Genomic DNA, 16,785 nt, shown 5'->3' on the forward strand with positions numbered 1-16,785 from the left:
GAAACTTTTAGGAGGCGTTACGATGCGCGTACTTTTAGCAGAGGATGACAAACGGCTGGGCAAGCTGACGAAATATATGCTGGAGCAGAATGATATCCAGGTCGAGTGGGTGACCAATGGCAGCGATATCTATGAATATGCCATGTATACGGACTATGACATTTTGGTGCTGGATTGGATGATGCCGGGCGAAACGGGCGTGGATGCCTGCAGCCGCTTGCGCCGCGAGGGCTATGAGAAAGCTATTCTGATGCTGACGGCGCGCGATTCGGTCGAGGATCGGGTGACGGGGCTGGATGCCGGGGCGGATGATTATCTCGTGAAGCCGTTCGAGTTTGCGGAGCTTCTGGCCCGCCTGCGCGCGTTGGGGCGCCGCAGCACGCAGAAGATCCAGCAGGATGTCGTCGAGGTCGGCGATTTCACGTTGAACCGCACGGCGAAGGTCCTCAAGAAAAAGGACGATGTCATCCAGCTGTCACCGCGTGAGTTCCAGATCTTCGATCTGCTGGCGCAGAATATCGGCATCGTCGTGCCGCGTGACATCATCCTCGACCGCATCTGGGGTCTGGAGTCGGATGTCAGCTCGAACAACATCGATTCGTATATGAAGATTTTGCGCAAGAAGCTCGATCTGGGCGACGGTGATACGATCATCAAGACCGTCCGCGGGGTCGGCTATAAGCTGGAGGCCCATAAATAATGGCAGAGAACCTTTTCGGGCAAAGCCGCCGCAAGCTGACGATGCTTTATTCGCTGGTCATGATCATCTTCTTGGCGGTGCTGATCTTTGCGATGCATCAGTCGATGGAGTGGTCCATCCGCTCTGAGCAGGCGCGGGAGCTCTGGGATACCGCAGACAACGTGTCCGAGGCACAGCGCTATCTGAACCAGCATCCGGAGCTGGTCATCGATGATACGGTGGCCTATAAGAGCACGAATGACCGCTTGTTCTTCTATGTCTTCGACAGCGATGGCCGGCTGCTGAATTTTGCCCGGGCTTCGTTCCGCATCGAGCCTTTCATTCTCGATGTCATGAACCAGTGGAATGGGGCGGAGGGCGAAGTCACTGTCGTGACCAAGCCGCGGGAGAACGGTCATAAGACCAAGATCATGATGACGATGCAGAAGATCCGCGAGCCGGGCATGGCACCGCAGGTGGTCTATGTCGGCAAGGATGTCACGGCGCTCTACAATGGTATGGAGAAGGCCACGTCCATCATGGCAGCTTTAGGCCTGCTGGCCCTTATCATCGCCACCATTGTCGGTCACCTGCTTTCGGGCAAGGCCATGGTACCGCTCAAGTCGGCCTATGAGAAGCAGCGACAGTTCGCAGCGGATGCCAGCCATGAGCTGCGAACGCCGCTGGCCGTCGTCATGGCTTCAGCCGATCTCCTGCAGAATGATCCGTCCATCAAGTCGCCGTTCCTCAAGCAGGTCATCGAAGATGTGCGTGACGAAGTCAAGAAGATGACGAAGCTCGTCAGCGACTTGCTGGTGGTCGCGCGCAGTGACAACAAGGCACTGAAGCTCAAGCCGTCGAAATTCGATCTCGGTGCCGTAGCAGCGCAGACGGCGCGCCTCATGCAGCCGCTGGCAGAGCAGAAAAAAATCACGCTGGTGGCCGACTGCCTGCCTAAGGCGATCATCCATGCCGATGAGCAGAAGATCCGCCAGCTCGTGCTGATCCTCGTGGACAATGCGGTCAAGTATACCCCCGAGGGCGGTAAGGTGACGGTGGAGTTCCGCAAGGCGGAGAAGGGCAAGGTCTGCCTGGCGGTATCGGATACAGGTATCGGCATCTCGCCGGAGGATCAGGAGAAAGTCTTTGACCGGTTCTACCGCGTCGATAAGGCCCGCTCGCGTGAGATGGGCGGCAATGGCCTGGGGCTGGCCATCGCACAGGAAATCGTCGAGCTGCACAAGGGCACGATCCAGATCGAAAGTGAGCTTGGCAAGGGGACGACCTTCCTGGTCACGCTCAAGATGAAGACAAAGGCTGTCGGCAAGAGCACACCGGTACCGACTGCATAAGAAAAAATTGTAAAGTTGATATTTTTAGCAGGAGATATATGAGCAAGGGGCGAATACTTCCTATATATGAGCAAGTTTTCATCACGGAGGTGTTTTCATGAAACATGCAAGTTTTGATGAACGCCTTGATGGAATCCTTGTCCGGGCAGCCATCCGCCTTCAAGAAAGGATGCGGCTGGCCTATTTCCGGGGAAACCTGACATCTTATCTGAACCGCATTGGTTTGGGCAAGTTCATGGATGCTTCTACGTTGGAGCGTGGGAGCCTTCTCGAACTGCAAGACCAAGCGGCTGTGCAGCTCGCCGGTCAGATACGCAAAGCTCGTGCGAAGGGCTATCTGAAGGACCTGCTGGAAAAGCTCAATATGCTGGAGCTCCTCCACGACGATAAGCATATTCGCACGGTTTCTCTCGGCCAGGAACGAAAGCAGGAGCAGAAAAAGGCCTGCCTGAAAATGGTAGAGGGCGAAAACAAGCGCTCGGCCATGACGGAGGACGAGAAGAGGGAACTCCTAAAGAACTTCAAGGTAATCAAGTGATGCAGGGCATGAAAAAGCCGCGCCGTATTCGTACGGACGCGGCTTTTTCGTATATCTGCTCATAGAGCCTGGATGCTCTGCGTGATGGCTTGGAGCTGCTCGGCAGTCGGGACATTGGCGATGCGGATCTTGTCGAGGATGATCTCGATGCCGGCGGCTTTGAGTTCTTCCTCGACCTGCATGATGCTCTGCCCGCCCCAGCCGTAGGAGCCGAAGGCGAATCCCTGATGACGCTTCGGGGAAAGTCCCTTGAGATAGCAGAGGAAGCTGGCAATCGTCGGCAACATCTGATTGTTGATGGTCGGTGAGCCGACGGCAAGGTATTTGGCCGTCATGATATCGGTCATGATATCGGAGAGGTGATTCTCCTTGATGTCGTAGTAGGCGCAGGGGATGCCGCGCTGCTCGAAGGCCTCGGCAATCGTGCGGGCGATGGTCTCCGTCGAGTGCCACATGCTGTCGAAGACGACGACGGCGCGCTCCTCGACGGCACAAGCGGCCCATTTCTGATAGCAGGCGAGGATATCGTCGATGTGGGAGCGCCAGATGATGCCGTGCCCTGTGGCGATCATGTTGATCTTGAGCCCGTTGAGTGCTTGGAAGGCTGCTTGAGCCTGGCGGCCGTAGAGCATCAGGATGTTGGCGTAGTATTTCTTGGCTTCCCAGAGCACGGTCGGCAGATCGTTTTCGTCGTCGAAGCGCTGGGAGGAGGCGAGGTGCTCGCCAAAGGCATCGTTGGAGAACAGGATCTTCTCCTCGGGGCAGTAGGTGACCATGCTGTCCGGCCAATGAAGCATCGGTGTCGGAACGAACTGCAAGGTGCGGCTGCCGATATTGATGGTATCGTTGGCGTTGACGCCCTCATAGGGGAGATCGCCATAGCGGGCGGTGAGTCCCTTCAGCCCATTGGGCAGGCTCGTGATGATCTTGGCGTTGGGACAATGCTCCATCATGAACGGGATGGCCCCGGAGTGATCGGGCTCGACATGGCTGGAGATGATGTAGTCGATCCGGGCGGGATCGATGACGGAGGAGATACGCGCGAGCAGCTCGGCGGCAAAGGTTTCTTTGACCGTATCGATGAGCGTGATCTTCTCGTCGAGGATCAGATATGCGTTATAGGTGGTGCCGCGTCCCGTCTGGTAGCCATGGAAACTGCGCATGGACCAGTCGATGGCGCCGACCCAGTAGATGTCTTTACGGATTTCAACTGCTTGCATGACGTAGGCCTCGCTTTCAAGTCGTATTTTATAGGAAAGTATTCTGCAATATGACAGGGATTCCCTGCCGGCAGGCAAAAATAACCTTCCCTTTTTATCTTGGGAGGTGCTACAATATGAGCAATAAAGCGATAAACGATAGACAGAGAATCTGAATGGAGAGCAATCATATGCGTCATAATTTCCGTTACAATTTCCAACAGCTGAGCCGCAGGCAGCAGCTGGCTGCCATGCTGGCGGTGCTGGTGTTTCTGGCTGCGGCCTTGTATTTCTATTTCGGCAATGCGCGCAACACGGAGAAGAAAGTGCGCCATGGTAATCCGCTGGTCAAGGTGGAGCAAGTCACACGCCGGGATATGATGCGCCATATCGTCCTGTCTGGGCAGACGGTTGCTGATGCGAATGTCGCGTTAGCGCCGAAGTATACCGGCCGTGTGGCGGAAGTCTGCGTAAATCTTGGCGATGAAGTCAAGGCGGGGCAGGTGCTCATGGTGCAGGATACGGGCGATCTCGATATATCCATCAACCAGAATGCGGCAGCGGCGCGGGCGGCGGCTGCCGATGCCCGCGAGGCTGCGGTGACTTACGATGCGAACTACATCAAGGCCAAGAATGCCTATGAGCTCGAAAAGGGCAAATACGAGCGCAACCGCTATCTCTTCTCGATTGGTGCGATCTCGCAGAATACGCTCGATTCGATTGAGCAGGAATATATGGCCAGCAAGGCCGCTTTTGAGGTGCTGGCCAATCAGGTCGAGGGCGGCGATGCAGCCAGCGTCCAGTCCAAGCAGTATACGGCCGAGAAGCAGCGCTATGCGACCGATGCGCTGCGCCGCCAGCGCGAAGATATGCTCCTGCGGGCACCCCGCGATGGCGTCATCGGCTATCGCAATGTCGAGGCTGGCGCCATCGTGACGGCGGGCACCAAGGTGCTCTCGCTGGTCGACAACAGCCATCTGAATGTCGACTGCGCTTTGTCGGAAAGCGATGCGGCGATACTGAAGCCCGGCATGGAGGTCAAGGTGACCATCGATGCCTTGGGGGCAGATTATGCAGGCCGCATCGTCTATGTGAGCCCGGCGATGGATGAGAGTGCCAAGACCTATCAGGTGCGCATCGAGCTCGACACGGCGAGTGACGAAATCAAGGCGGGCTTGTTTGCCCATACGGCCGTCGATATCCTGCAGCGGCGGGATACGCTGTTCGTGCCCAAGGGGGCAGTGCTCTCGCGCAACGGCCGCCAGACGCTGTTCGTGCTCAGGGATGATGGCACGGTCGAGGAGCGCGAGGTGAAGATCGGCCTGATGAATGACGAGACTGAGGAGATCCTCGACGGCCTGGCCGATGGCGATGTCGTGGTGGTATCCAATCAGGATAAATTGCAGACCGGCATCAAGGTGGATGTGGACAATAACGTGGAGGGATGACAATGAATCTGACGCGTTTTTCCATCAATCGTCCGGTGGGCATCTCGATGATTGTCCTGTTCTTTGTGGTGCTCGGCATGTACAGCTACTACCGCATTGGCGTGGAGCTCTTGCCGGCCCTCAATACGCCCTTTGTCACGGTCACGGTCAAATATCCGGGGGCGAGCGCGGACTCCGTGGAGCAGGAAATCGTCAAACCTGTCGAGGATGCCCTGTCCTCCGTTTCCAACGTCAAGAAGATCACTTCGACGGCCAGCTATGAGCGCGCACGCATCATGCTGGAGCTCGATTTTGGGGCGGATGCCGATACGGCGGCCATCGATGCGACCAAGAAGGTCGAGGCGATCAAGAACCGGCTGCCCGATGAAGCGGACTCGCCGGTGGTCATCAAGCGTGATATCAATGCCAAGCCAATCGTCGAATTGGCGGTCATCAGCCAGCATAGCCTGGCCGACACTTATTCGATGACGGACAACGTCTTCCAGGAGACCCTGCAGCAGGCCGGCGGCGTATCGGAAATCGAGCTGCACGGCGGGCGCGACAAGGAGGTAGCCATCGAAGTCGACCGTGATAAGATGGCGGCCTATAAGCTGACGCTGGCGAAGATCTCGTCGGCTATCAAGAATGAGAACCAGCTGCTGCCCTCCGGCTCGGTCTATACGGAGACGACGAAGTCCGATGTCCGTGTGGTGGCACAGTATAAGACGGCTAAGGACATTGAGCAGGTGCAGGTGCAGAATGCCGATGGTAGGATGATACCGCTGACGGCCGTGGCGACGGTGCGCGAGCAGGATGCACGCCGCGCGCGCTATGGCCGGCTGAACGGCGAGGACTCCATCAATGTGCTGATCTATAAGAACAGCGATGCCAACGTGGTCGAGACGGCGGGCAATATCCTGAAGGCCGTCGAACGGCTGCGCAAGAACTATCCCGACTATCAGTTCGTCGTCGTCTCGAATGATGCGGACTATGTGCAGGACTCGCTGCATAACACGCTCGGCACGCTGGTCGAAGGCCTGATCACGACGGGACTGGTCTTGTTCCTGTTCCTGCGCGGCTGGCGGTCGACGGCGGCAGTCATGATCGCGATACCGACGTCGCTGGTCGCGACGTTCTTCGTCATGTATCTGGCGGGCTTCACCTTCAATATGATGTCGCTCATGGGCATGACGCTCTGCGTCGGTATCCTCGTCGACGATTCGATCGTCGTGCTTGAGAATATCACGCGTCACCTGCGGATGGGCGAGGAACCGAAGCTGGCGGCGGAGAATGGCCGTAACGAGATCGGTATGGCTGCAATCGCCATCACGCTCTGCGATGCGGCGGTCTTCATGCCGATTGCCTTCATGGAGGGCATGACCGGCCAGTATTTCCGGCAGTTCGGCCTGACCATCGTGTTTGCGGGCTTCTTCTCGCTGTTTGTCTCGTTCACCTTGACGCCGATGCTGGCCTCGCGCTTCTTCCGCGGCGGCTACCATCCCGATAAGAGGATGCTCTGGGCAGTCATGGATAATCTGGAGGAGCGGGCAGTTGACTGCTATGGGCGGCTGCTCGGCTGGAGCCTTGGCCACCAGAAGAAGCTCCTGGTGACGATCCTGGCGGTGTTTGCGGGCGTCATCGCCATGGTGCCGTTGGGGATCGTGGGCATGGAGTATATGCCACAGACGGATGAATCGAGCTTCACCATCAATATCCAGGGGCAGGTCGGTGCCTCGGCGGAGACGACCAACCGCATCGCGGGGCAGCTGGAGGAGAAACTCGAAACGATCCCTGAGGTCAAATACTATATGACCCATGCGGGGGGCTCGACGGCCTATGAGGGCCGCATCAAGGTACAGCTGGTGCCGCGCCAGGACCGTTCGCGCACGGTCTGGGAGGTAGCCAATGAGGTGCGCGATTTTGCCGCGGGTATAAACGATGCGGAGATCCGCGTGGCGGAGACCCAGAGCAATGTCGCGGGGATCTCGGGAGGCGGCGGTGCCCGCAATGGCGGCGGCGCGCTGCAGATCGAGCTGCGCGGCAACAACAATGAGGAGCTCAGTGCCGCAGCTGAGCGCGTCATGGATATCCTCAAGCATGATGTCAAGGGGCTGACCGATGTCAACAGCTCCTATACGGAGGGCATGCCCGAGCTGCAATTGACGGTTGACCGGCAGAAGCTGAAGACGTATGGCACGACGCTGGCTGATGTCGATACGGCATTTGCTTCGGCGATCTCGGGCCTTTCGGCAGGGGAGCTTAAAAATGACAGCCGCAATAATGGTCTCGATACGAATATCAAGGTGCGTTTCAAGGGCGCCGATGGCTATAAGCCTTCGGATGTCGCCCATGTGCCGATCCTGTCGGGGGGCAAGCTCATCTATCTCGGCGATGTGGCCGAGATAAAGAACGGCCGTGGCCCAGTGACTATCCGCCGCGTCGACAAGCAGCGTGCGATCGCCATCGGTGCGAACGTCAGCGGCCGGCCTATCGGCGACGTGATGAAGGATGCGCGGAAGGCACTGGCGAAGGCGAAGCTGGGCGACTCGGTCAACTACCAGTTCAAGGGGCAGGCGACGCGCATGAACGACACGTTTGCGGACCTGCTGAGTGCCTTGTTCCTGGCTCTGGTGCTCATCTATATGCTGCTGGCGGTGCTCTACGAGTCGGTGGTCACGCCGTTCATCCGCATGTTCTCGCTGCCGCTGGGCCTTATCGGCTCGATCCTGTTGCTGTTCATCACGCATAACACGCTGAATCTCTACTCGATGATCGGCATCCTCGTCATGGATGGCATCGTCGCCAAGAATGGCACCCTGCTGATCGACTATGCGTTGACGCTGATGGATAGGGGGCGCACGGCGCTGGAGGCCATTGTGGAGGCCGGCAAGGTGCGCCTGAAGCCAATCTTCATGACGACGTTGACGATGATGGTCGGCATGCTGCCAACGGCTCTGGCGATGACGGCCGGCAGCGAGACGCGCGTTTCGATGGCCTGGGTCATCATTGGCGGCCTGCTGACTTCGACAGTATTTACGTTGCTGGTCATCCCGATTATCTTCTTGTTTTTCTATCAGCGAAAAAAATCTGCGTAAAATTTTACTTTTTTTTCGAAAAGGGGTTGCATTATCCTTTTTAACGCGTTATAATAGTCTACGTTGTCGGGATGTGGCACAGTTTGGTAGCGCGCTTCGTTCGGGACGAAGAGGCCGCAGGTTCGAATCCTGTCATCCCGACCATTATTATGACAAGGTAAGCGGAGCTATGATGAAATGGGAAACCATTTATCATAGCTCCGTTTTTGTTTTACAGGTGTCTTAGCCAGAACTTTGGCTGAAGGGATTATTTTCTGGGGGGTTATGAAGTTTGTTGAAGTTGACTGAAGTTATTTTGAAGTTGACTTTGAAGTTACTCTGAAGTATAGTTGAAGCAAGTTCACAATGCAGAGGAGACAACATCATGTTTATAGAAGAACTGATAGATGATGTACAATTGGAAAATTATCAAACAGAATATAAAGGAAAACTCAATCGAGAGGATGTGGTAGGCTGGCTGGCTGCCGGATTTGACTTTTGCTGAGGGGATGAGTGATGCAGAAGGGACACATCTTATATATACACCGGTACATAAGGGGACGGAACATGATGAAAAGGTAATGGGGTATTGTTATAGTCAGGCACATAAGGCGGCTGATATTGCTGCCTATCTTGGCATAAGTGATTCAAGCTATTTCCGGCAAAGGGTGCTGTATAATTTAGCAGAGCAAGGGTATTTGCTGGTAAGCAAGCAGTCGCGGGCAAATTACTATAAGACAAATGATGAAGTGGTGAAAAGGCAGTAAAATATCATATAAAAGGCGGGCCGCTGGCTATTTTTAGCCTGCGGCCCGCCTTTTTGGGTGGCTGTGTTGATTCACAGCTTTTGCACAAAACTATTTGAATACGTCTTTGACATTCTTATCGCCGATAAAGCGGATAAACATATCCGGGGCGACGATTTCGTCGTCGAGCTGGATCAGCGCTTTGTGCAAACGGATGGAGACGAAGCGGCCGTTATGCTCATGCTCGATTTCATCTGCGAATTCCTCCTCGTAGTGCTCCTTGAAGGTTTCCGCTGTGCTTTTGCTTGAGGTCACGTTGAGGATGCTGGTATAGACGTTTTCCTGCCCCTTGCCATACTCGAGCTTGAGGATAACATAGATTGCCATGTTCTTGATCATCGGACGCCACACTCCTTGCTTTATCCCAGTTTATCTATCGGTCTGTTCTGTTGGGTATTTATTCGACGCGTGAGAGGGATTTCCTGCTGGCGGATTGCAACTTTACAAAAAACAAATTCATTTTTGTCCGCTCATATGCTATAATACAACAGTATGTTTATTCGGAGAATACAATTCAGGTGGTTAGGAGTGTTCCTATGGGAATCTTTCGCACAAAAAGCATCGCGGAGTATCAAAGCGATGCGTCAAAATCGCATTTGAAGCGGGCGTTGGGCTCGCTGGATGTTACCTTGCTCGGCATCGGTGTCATCGTCGGCACGGGCATCTTCGTGCTGACGGGGGTCGCGGCTGCCCAGTATGCAGGGCCGGCCTTGATGCTCTCGTTCCTGATAGCGAGCATCGCCTGCGGTTTTGTCAGCATGGCCTATTCGGAGCTGGCCGCTATGATTCCGGTCGCGGGCAGTGCCTATGCCTATGCCTATACATCGGTGGGCGAATTCTGGGCCTGGCTGGTTGGCTGGAACCTGGTGCTGGAATATTCCGTAGGGGCGAGTGCAGTCGCAGGCGGCTGGTCGGCCTATGTGGTTGGCCTGCTGAAGTCAGCGGGCATCGTCCTGCCGGCTGAGTACACGATGGTTCCTGCGGACGGCGGCCTCGTGAATCTGCCAGCTGTGCTGATTACAGGCTTTTTGACGTTCCTGCTCGTACGTGGCGTGCGTGAGAGCGTCACGGTCAACAAGATTCTCGTCGGCGTCAAGCTGCTGGCGATCTTCCTGTTCCTGTTCCTGGCGGCCCCGACGGTGGACACGGCGAACTGGGAGCCGTTCATGCCGTTTGGCTTTGCGGGCGTATCGGCAGGTGCGGCAGTCATTATCTTTGCTTATCTCGGCGTTGACTCGATTGCGACGGCGGCGGAGGAAACGAAGAATCCGGCGCACGATATGCCTACCGGCATTATCGCTTCCTTATTGATTTGTACGTTGCTATATATCGCCGTGACAGCCGTTATGACCGGCAATGTTTCGTACACGCAGCTTGACAATGCCGAGCCGGTGGCTTTTGTCCTGCGTGAGCTTGGCTATCGTTTTGGCTCAGCTGTCGTCGGCACAGGCGCCATCGCGGGGCTTACGACAGTACTGCTCGTCATGATGTATGCGCAGACCCGTGCGTTCTATGCGATGAGCCGCGACGGCCTGATTCCGCAGGGCGTCTGCAAGATCCATCCGAAATATGCGACGCCGCATCGCATCACGGTCATCGTCGGCTTTGCCGTCATGCTGATCAGCGGCTTTACGCCGATCAATGTCGTTGCCGAGATGTGCAGCGTCGGTACCTTGTTTGCATTCATCGTCTCCTCGATCGGCGTCATGGTCATGCGCCGGAAGTATCCGGATATCAACCGGCCCTTCCGCTGCCCGGCCATCTACGTCATGGGCACCCTCTCGATCGCCAGCTGCGCCTATATCATGTATAATCTGTCGGCCATGACCTGGGAGAGGTTCTGGATCTGGAGTGCCGTCGGCCTCGTAATCTACTTCGCCTATGGCTATCGCCACAGCAAAGAGAATATGTAAATAATTGCCTTCCCCCTTGGGGAAGGTGCCCTGTCAGGGGCGGATGAGGTTCTGACATGTCAATCGTTTACCTCATCCGTCAGACTTTGTCTGCCACCTTCCCCATAGGGGAAGGCTTTATTTATATGTAAACCTGTAACATTATATTTACATTTGTTCGTCTACGATATATAATGATAGTTACGCGGGATATACGCAAAATTTATCGAGCTATTTATATTGGTAACATAGATTACTGAAGCGATAGCGGTTTTGCGCTATCCTATTTATGTACTCTGGTATTTTATCAAAGAGGGGAGCAAACAAATAACATGAGCAAACAGATGAAAACCATGGACGGCAACCAGGCTGCCGCCTATATCTCTTATGCTTTTACGGATGTTGCGGCAATCTATCCGATTACGCCGTCTTCTCCGATGGCTGAGCATGTGGACGAGGATGCAGCCAAAGGCAAGAAAAACCTTTTCGGTCAGACCGTCCGCGTCATCGAGCTGCAGTCTGAGGCTGGTGCAGCAGGTGCTGTGCACGGTTCGCTGCAGGCTGGTGCTCTGACGACTACGTATACGGCATCCCAGGGCTTCCTGCTGATGATTCCGAACCTTTATAAAGTTGCTGGTGAGCTGCTGCCAGGCGTATTCCATGTATCGGCGCGTGCACTGGCTGCTAACTCGCTGAACATCTTCGGCGACCATCAGGATGTCATGGCTGCCCGCCAGACGGGTTGCGCTATGCTGGCTGAGGCAAGCGTACAGGAGGTCATGGACCTCTCGGCTGTGGCACATCTCGTTGCCATCAAGGGCCGTGTGCCGTTCATTAACTTCTTCGATGGCTTCCGCACGTCCCATGAGATCCAGAAGATCGAGGTAGTCGACTATGATGATCTGTCCAAGATCCTCGACTGGGATGCAGTCAAGGAGTTCCGCCGCCGCGCACTGAACCCGGATCATCCGGTCATCCGCGGTACGGCCACGAACCCGGACGTATACTTCCAGAGCCGCGAGGCTTCGAACGAATACTACAACGCACTGCCGGACCTCGTTGAAGAGGCTATGGCTGACATGGCAAAGATCACGGGCCGCGAGCATCATCTCTTCGACTACTATGGTGCCGAGGATGCTGATCGCATCATCATCGCGATGGGTTCGGTATGCCAGGCTGTCCAGGAGACAGTCGACTACCTCAACCAGAACGGCGAGAAAGTCGGCCTCATGAATGTCCATCTCTATCGTCCGTTCTCTCTCAAGCACTTCTTCCAGTTCCTGCCGAAGACGGTCAAGAAGGTTGCGGTCCTCGACCATACGAAAGAGCCGGGTTCGCTGGGCGAGCCGCTCTACCTCGATGTCAAGGCAGCGTTCTACAACTCGGATATGAATCCGATTATCATCGGTGGTCGTTTCGGTCTCGGCGGCAAAGATACGACGCCGGATCAGATTTTTGCGGTATTCGAGGAACTCAAGAAAGATGCTCCGAAAGATGGCTTCACCATTGGTATCGAAGACGATGTCACGAACACGAGCCTCGCACCGGTCATGAGCGATGTTGACCTGACGCCGGAAGGCACGACGGCCTGCAAATTCTGGGGCCTCGGTTCGGATGGTACGGTTGGTGCCAACAAGAGCGCCATCAAGATCATCGGCGACAAGACCGATATGTATGCCCAGGCATACTTTGCCTATGACTCCAAGAAGTCCGGCGGTATCACGATGAGCCATCTGCGCTTCGGCAAGCAGCCAATCAACAGCCCGTATCTCATCAACAAGGCAGACTTCATCTCCTGCTCGCAGCAGTCCTATGTTTATAAATACGACCTGCTCGCAGGCCTCAAGAAGGGCGGCAAGTTCCTGCTCAACACGGTCTGGTCGGATGAAGAGCTCACGAAACATCTGCCGGCTTATATGAAACGCTTCATCGCCAAGAACAACATCGAGTTCTACACGGTAAACGCCGTAGATATCGCCAAAGAACTCGGCCTCGGCGGCCGCTTCAACATGGTCATGCAGTCCGCATTCTTCAAGATCGCGAACATCATTCCTATCGATACGGCAGTGGATTACCTCAAGGATGCAGTCGTCAAATCCTATGGCAAGAAAGGCCAGAATATCGTCGATATGAATAACGGTGCCATCGATAAAGGCATCGAGGCACTGCATCGCGTAGATGTGCCGGCTGACTGGGCAAATGCCGAGGATGCGGCAGTCGAGAAAAAAGATGCGCCGGCATTTATCACGGAAATCCAGGAAGTCATGAACCGTCAGGAAGGTGACAAGCTGCCGGTCTCCAAGTTTGCAGGCGAGATGGCAGACGGCACGTTCCCGCTGGGCGGCACGGCCTATGAGAAACGCGGCACGGCAATCAGTGTTCCGGTATGGAATGCGGAAAAGTGCATTGGCTGCAACAAGTGCTCCTATGTCTGCCCGCATGCTACGATCCGTCCGGTACTGACGACGGAAGAAGAGCTCGCAGCAGCTCCAGAAGGATTCCCGTCCAAGAAGACGAAGGCCATCAAGGATTACAACTTTACGGTGGCAGTATCCACGATGGACTGCCTCGGCTGCGGCAACTGCGCTCAGGTCTGCCCGGTCAAGGCGCTCGATATGAAGCCGCTTGACGATGAGCTCAAGGCACAGCAGGTATACTTCGATTATGGTGTCGATGCAGCGAAGGTTGCACCGAAGAAGAACCCGATGAAGAAAGAAACGGTTCTCGGCTCGCAGTTCGAGCAGCCGCTGTTCGAGTTCTCCGGTGCCTGCGCAGGCTGCGGCGAGACGCCGTATGCAAAACTTTTGACCCAGCTCTTCGGCGACCGCATGATGGTAGCGAACGCTACGGGCTGCTCCTCCATCTGGGGCGGCAGTGCACCGGCTATGCCGTACACGAAGAACCACAAGGGACATGGCCCGGCTTGGGCAAACTCCCTGTTCGAGGATAATGCGGAGTTCGGCCTCGGTATGTTCCTCGGTACGAAATCCGTCCGTGACAGCCTGGCAGCTGATGCCAAGGCAGCCGTTGAGGCTGGCAAGGGCAGTGCGGAGCTGCAGGCCGCTCTGACCGACTGGTTCGAGAACCTCAACAACGGCAATGGCACCCGCGAGCGCGCAGATAAACTCACGGCACTCCTCGAGGCCGAGAAGGGCAGCGATGAACTGCTGAACAAGCTCTACGAGAACAAAGACTACTTCGTCAAACGTTCCCAGTGGATCTTCGGCGGTGACGGCTGGGCTTACGATATCGGCTACGGCGGTGTCGACCATGTCCTCGCATCGGGCGAAGATGTCAACGTATTCGTATTCGATACCGAGGTCTACTCCAACACGGGCGGCCAGGCATCGAAAGCTACGCCGGCAGCAGCTATCGCACAGTTCGCAGCAGCAGGCAAGAAGACGAAGAAAAAAGATCTCGGCATGATGGCCAAGACCTATGGCTATGTCTATGTGGCACAGGTCGCTATGGGTGCTGACCAGAACCAGCTCCTCAAGGCAATCACGGAGGCTGAGGCATATCCAGGCCCGTCCCTCATCATTGCCTATGCACCGTGCATCAACCACGGCATCCGCAAGGGCATGGGCTGCAGCCAGCTCGAGGCAAAACTCGCTGTCGAGTGCGGCTACTGGGCTAACTACCGTTACAACCCGCAGCTTATCGGAACGGATAAGAATCCGTTCAGCCTCGACTCCAAAGAGCCGGACTTCGACAAGTTCCAGGAATTCCTCATGGGTGAGAACCGCTACATCAACCTCAAGCGTTCGTTCCCAGAGGCAGCCGAAGCACTCTTCGAGAAGACACAGAACGATGCCAAGGCACGCTACGAAGGCTACAAAGCCCTCGCTGGCAAATAATATCCTATAAATAACGCGAGGACATTCTCAGGTAAGATGAGAATGTCCTCTTTTTTTATTTGTATGGTTGCTTTTTGCACCCAAACGTTTATGTACTCCTAGTGAGAGGTATTTTTTACCAGTCAATAGGAGGAATGAACAATGAAAAACTATGCGTACATCCGGGTGTCAAGTCTTGATCAGAACGAGGCGCGCCAGCTGCGGGTCATGGAGGAACTGAAGATTCCGAAAGAAAACATTTACATCGATAAGCAGTCCGGTAAGGATTTCCAGCGGCAGAACTATCAAAAACTTATAAAGAAATTGAAAGCTGGCGACCTGCTCTATATCCTGAGCATCGACCGTCTCGGGCGCAATTACAAGGAAATCCAGAACCAATGGCGCTATCTGACTGAGGAGAAGGGCATCGATATCTGTGTCATCGATATGCCGCTTTTGGACACGCGCCAATATAAAGACTTGCTCGGCACCTTTATCTCCGACCTCGTCCTGCAGGTACTATCCTTCGTCGCCGAATCCGAGCGCGACAACATCCGCAAGCGCCAGGCGCAAGGTATCGCCGCCGCCAAAGCCAAAGGTGTACGCTTCGGCCGACCCGAGATTCATGTCCCCCAAAATTTCCCGGCCCTCGTCAGCAAATGGCGTAGCAACAAGATAACGCGCGAAGAGATTTTGCAAGTTTGCAAAATCAGCAAAGCAACATTCTACCGTAAGGTTCGCGAAATGGAAGTAATTTAATAAATATCTTAACAAAACAACGCAATAACTTAACAAAACCTTGAATTTGTTAAGTTATTACGCTAAAAATTAAGATAAAGGAGGAAATACGAAATGATAACTGAAGAACTTGTTGAGTTAACGAAATGGATTTTAAATAAAAGACGGAGCGACAAGACTTGGAAATAAAAGCAGCACATGGCGGCTGTCCGAAAAGGCTCTATGATACATTGTCCAGTTTTGCCAATCAGGATGGAGGCGGAACGCTCTTCTTTGGCATTGATGAAAAGGAAGGTTTCAAACACTGCTGTGGTGCACCGCGACTATAGCATCTATACTGAGGGCACGCCGATACAGTTGCTGCTTTATCGCAACCGAATCGAAATCCATAGCCCTGGGAATCTATATGGGCGTATGACTGTAGACCAGCTTGGGGTAGCAAGGCCGGATCTTCGGAATCCAGCTTTGGCGACAATGACAGAGTCACTGACGCGTGCTGAGAATCGATACTCAGGTATACCGACAATGCGCCGTGAGATGAAACTGCATGGTCTGCCAGAGCCGGTTTTTGAGAACCGGCGGAATGAATTTGTAGTAACTTTTTTCAACGCGCAAGTAGCAGAGCAGCGGGAGGAGACGAAAGATACTGAGCCGGAGAGCGGTACAGCATCCCTGCTGGAATTCTGCCGTATCCCGCGTACTAGAGCAGAAATCAAGGATTTCATGAACATTGGTACTTTTTCGTATATCTATAGTCGTTATATTGCGACTCTGGTTGAGTCTGGACAAATGAAACTCACCTTGCCGGATAAGCTGCGCAGCAGAAAGCAGCAATATCAAACGGTAAAGGGAAAATAAATATAATAAAAAGTGCGAAAACGCCATCCTTATGGTGTGCTCCCCGTCAAGTGGACAGGTAAAAAAATAAAAATATTCATTGCTGCTCGCAACTAATGCGAGCAGCTTTTTTCATGCAGCTCCAACCAGTTTTTCGTGGTACTCACTTGGGGTTCGTATGCCTAAATGACGCTGTGGTCTGTCATAAGTGTAATATCTTATATATTCCTCAATTGACTCAACCAACTCTTGCCGGGAAGTAAATCTGCGCCTGTAGTACATCTCGCGCTTCAAGATACCCCAGAAGCCTTCCATGGGGCCATTGTCTAGGCAATGTGCTACACGGGACATGCTTTGTGTCATACCAGCCTGTTCAATTTTGGCGCGGAATAACTTATTGGTGTACT

At 54.4% G+C, this 16,785-nt stretch carries 14 protein-coding genes and 1 tRNA gene; 12 read left to right on the forward strand and 3 right to left on the reverse strand.

The window, feature by feature from the left end; genetic code table 11:
- Window positions 1-22: 22 nt before the first annotated feature.
- The 3 genes from BM181_RS12885 to BM181_RS12895 all read left to right on the forward strand — a co-directional run bounded on the left by BM181_RS12885 (window position 23) and on the right by BM181_RS12895 (window position 2,569).
- Window positions 23-700 (forward strand): response regulator transcription factor, encoded by a 678-nt coding sequence (locus BM181_RS12885; RefSeq protein WP_075428839.1) that lies wholly within the window; start codon window positions 23-25, stop codon window positions 698-700.
- On the forward strand, window positions 700-2,031 hold the full coding sequence (locus BM181_RS12890; protein WP_075445555.1) for a sensor histidine kinase: 1,332 nt from the start codon (window positions 700-702) through the stop codon (window positions 2,029-2,031). Before BM181_RS12885 ends, BM181_RS12890 begins: the two co-directional genes overlap by 1 nt.
- A gap of 97 nt (window positions 2,032-2,128) precedes the next feature.
- Window positions 2,129-2,569: a hypothetical protein gene (locus BM181_RS12895; RefSeq protein WP_075445556.1), complete on the forward strand. Its 441-nt coding sequence runs from the start codon at window positions 2,129-2,131 to the stop codon at window positions 2,567-2,569.
- Between the two features lie 59 nt (window positions 2,570-2,628).
- Here BM181_RS12895 and BM181_RS12900 read toward each other — a convergent pair whose 3' ends face one another.
- Window positions 2,629-3,789: an FprA family A-type flavoprotein gene (locus BM181_RS12900; protein ID WP_075445557.1), complete on the reverse strand. Its 1,161-nt coding sequence runs from the start codon at window positions 3,787-3,789 to the stop codon at window positions 2,629-2,631.
- 170 nt (window positions 3,790-3,959) lie between these two features.
- Between BM181_RS12900 and BM181_RS12905 the strand changes: the two genes are divergently transcribed.
- The 4 genes from BM181_RS12905 (at window position 3,960) to BM181_RS12920 (ending at window position 9,036) form a co-directional block, all read left to right on the forward strand.
- On the forward strand, window positions 3,960-5,216 hold the full coding sequence (locus BM181_RS12905) for an efflux RND transporter periplasmic adaptor subunit (protein ID WP_075445558.1): 1,257 nt from the start codon (window positions 3,960-3,962) through the stop codon (window positions 5,214-5,216).
- A gap of 2 nt (window positions 5,217-5,218) precedes the next feature.
- Window positions 5,219-8,290 carry an efflux RND transporter permease subunit gene (locus BM181_RS12910; protein ID WP_075445559.1) on the forward strand — a complete coding sequence of 1,024 codons (3,072 nt, stop codon included), beginning with the start codon at window positions 5,219-5,221 and terminating at the stop codon, window positions 8,288-8,290.
- A 67-nt stretch (window positions 8,291-8,357) separates the two neighbouring features.
- A tRNA-Pro gene (locus tag BM181_RS12915) sits at window positions 8,358-8,434 on the forward strand.
- Between the two features lie 344 nt (window positions 8,435-8,778).
- Window positions 8,779-9,036 carry a hypothetical protein gene (locus BM181_RS12920; RefSeq protein ID WP_143092202.1) on the forward strand — a complete coding sequence of 86 codons (258 nt, stop codon included), beginning with the start codon at window positions 8,779-8,781 and terminating at the stop codon, window positions 9,034-9,036.
- A gap of 90 nt (window positions 9,037-9,126) precedes the next feature.
- Here BM181_RS12920 and BM181_RS12925 read toward each other — a convergent pair whose 3' ends face one another.
- Window positions 9,127-9,414 (reverse strand): hypothetical protein, encoded by a 288-nt coding sequence (locus tag BM181_RS12925; RefSeq protein ID WP_075445561.1) that lies wholly within the window; start codon window positions 9,412-9,414, stop codon window positions 9,127-9,129.
- Window positions 9,415-9,611: 197 nt separating this feature from the next.
- Here BM181_RS12925 and BM181_RS12930 point away from each other — a divergent pair, with 197 nt between their 5' ends.
- The 5 genes from BM181_RS12930 (at window position 9,612) to BM181_RS12950 (ending at window position 16,399) form a co-directional block, all read left to right on the forward strand.
- The gene (locus BM181_RS12930; RefSeq protein ID WP_075445562.1) at window positions 9,612-10,988 is read left to right on the forward strand and encodes an amino acid permease; all 1,377 of its coding nucleotides are present in this window, start codon (window positions 9,612-9,614) and stop codon (window positions 10,986-10,988) included.
- A gap of 311 nt (window positions 10,989-11,299) precedes the next feature.
- Window positions 11,300-14,824 carry a pyruvate:ferredoxin (flavodoxin) oxidoreductase gene (gene nifJ, locus BM181_RS12935; RefSeq protein WP_075445563.1) on the forward strand — a complete coding sequence of 1,175 codons (3,525 nt, stop codon included), beginning with the start codon at window positions 11,300-11,302 and terminating at the stop codon, window positions 14,822-14,824.
- 141 nt (window positions 14,825-14,965) lie between these two features.
- Window positions 14,966-15,562, forward strand: coding sequence for a recombinase family protein (locus BM181_RS12940; RefSeq protein ID WP_075445564.1), 597 nt, complete (start codon window positions 14,966-14,968; stop codon window positions 15,560-15,562).
- Between the two features lie 158 nt (window positions 15,563-15,720).
- Complete coding sequence (locus BM181_RS15805) at window positions 15,721-15,870, forward strand: RNA-binding domain-containing protein (protein ID WP_371263046.1); 150 nt, start codon at window positions 15,721-15,723, stop codon at window positions 15,868-15,870.
- Complete coding sequence (locus BM181_RS12950) at window positions 15,824-16,399, forward strand: ATP-binding protein (protein WP_256211386.1); 576 nt, start codon at window positions 15,824-15,826, stop codon at window positions 16,397-16,399. The genes BM181_RS15805 and BM181_RS12950 overlap by 47 nt, the downstream gene beginning before the upstream one ends.
- A gap of 111 nt (window positions 16,400-16,510) precedes the next feature.
- Here BM181_RS12950 and BM181_RS12955 read toward each other — a convergent pair.
- Window positions 16,511-16,785: IS3 family transposase (locus tag BM181_RS12955; RefSeq protein WP_143092203.1), on the reverse strand; the 275-nt coding region annotated here is incomplete at its 5' end.

This window comes from Pseudoselenomonas ruminantium (assembly GCF_900113715.1).
GTDB classification, from domain to species: domain Bacteria; phylum Bacillota; class Negativicutes; order Selenomonadales; family Selenomonadaceae; genus Selenomonas_A; species Selenomonas_A caprae.

What these genes read in the sequence shown, in the direction of transcription:
- BM181_RS12890 (WP_075445555.1), top strand. Translation starts at nt 700, where the DNA reads ATGGCAGAGAACCTTTTCGGGCAAAGCCGCCGCAAGCTGACGATGCTT.
- BM181_RS12925 (WP_075445561.1), bottom strand. Translation starts at nt 9,414, where the DNA reads ATGATCAAGAACATGGCAATCTATGTTATCCTCAAGCTCGAGTATGGC.
- BM181_RS12920 (WP_143092202.1), top strand. Translation starts at nt 8,779, where the DNA reads ATGAGTGATGCAGAAGGGACACATCTTATATATACACCGGTACATAAG.
- BM181_RS12930 (WP_075445562.1), top strand. Translation starts at nt 9,612, where the DNA reads ATGGGAATCTTTCGCACAAAAAGCATCGCGGAGTATCAAAGCGATGCG.
- BM181_RS12950 (WP_256211386.1), top strand. Translation starts at nt 15,824, where the DNA reads ATGAAAAGGAAGGTTTCAAACACTGCTGTGGTGCACCGCGACTATAGC.
- BM181_RS12910 (WP_075445559.1), top strand. Translation starts at nt 5,219, where the DNA reads ATGAATCTGACGCGTTTTTCCATCAATCGTCCGGTGGGCATCTCGATG.
- BM181_RS12895 (WP_075445556.1), top strand. Translation starts at nt 2,129, where the DNA reads ATGAAACATGCAAGTTTTGATGAACGCCTTGATGGAATCCTTGTCCGG.
- nifJ (WP_075445563.1), top strand. Translation starts at nt 11,300, where the DNA reads ATGAGCAAACAGATGAAAACCATGGACGGCAACCAGGCTGCCGCCTAT.
- BM181_RS12905 (WP_075445558.1), top strand. Translation starts at nt 3,960, where the DNA reads ATGCGTCATAATTTCCGTTACAATTTCCAACAGCTGAGCCGCAGGCAG.
- BM181_RS12900 (WP_075445557.1), bottom strand. Translation starts at nt 3,789, where the DNA reads ATGCAAGCAGTTGAAATCCGTAAAGACATCTACTGGGTCGGCGCCATC.
- BM181_RS12940 (WP_075445564.1), top strand. Translation starts at nt 14,966, where the DNA reads ATGAAAAACTATGCGTACATCCGGGTGTCAAGTCTTGATCAGAACGAG.
- BM181_RS12885 (WP_075428839.1), top strand. Translation starts at nt 23, where the DNA reads ATGCGCGTACTTTTAGCAGAGGATGACAAACGGCTGGGCAAGCTGACG.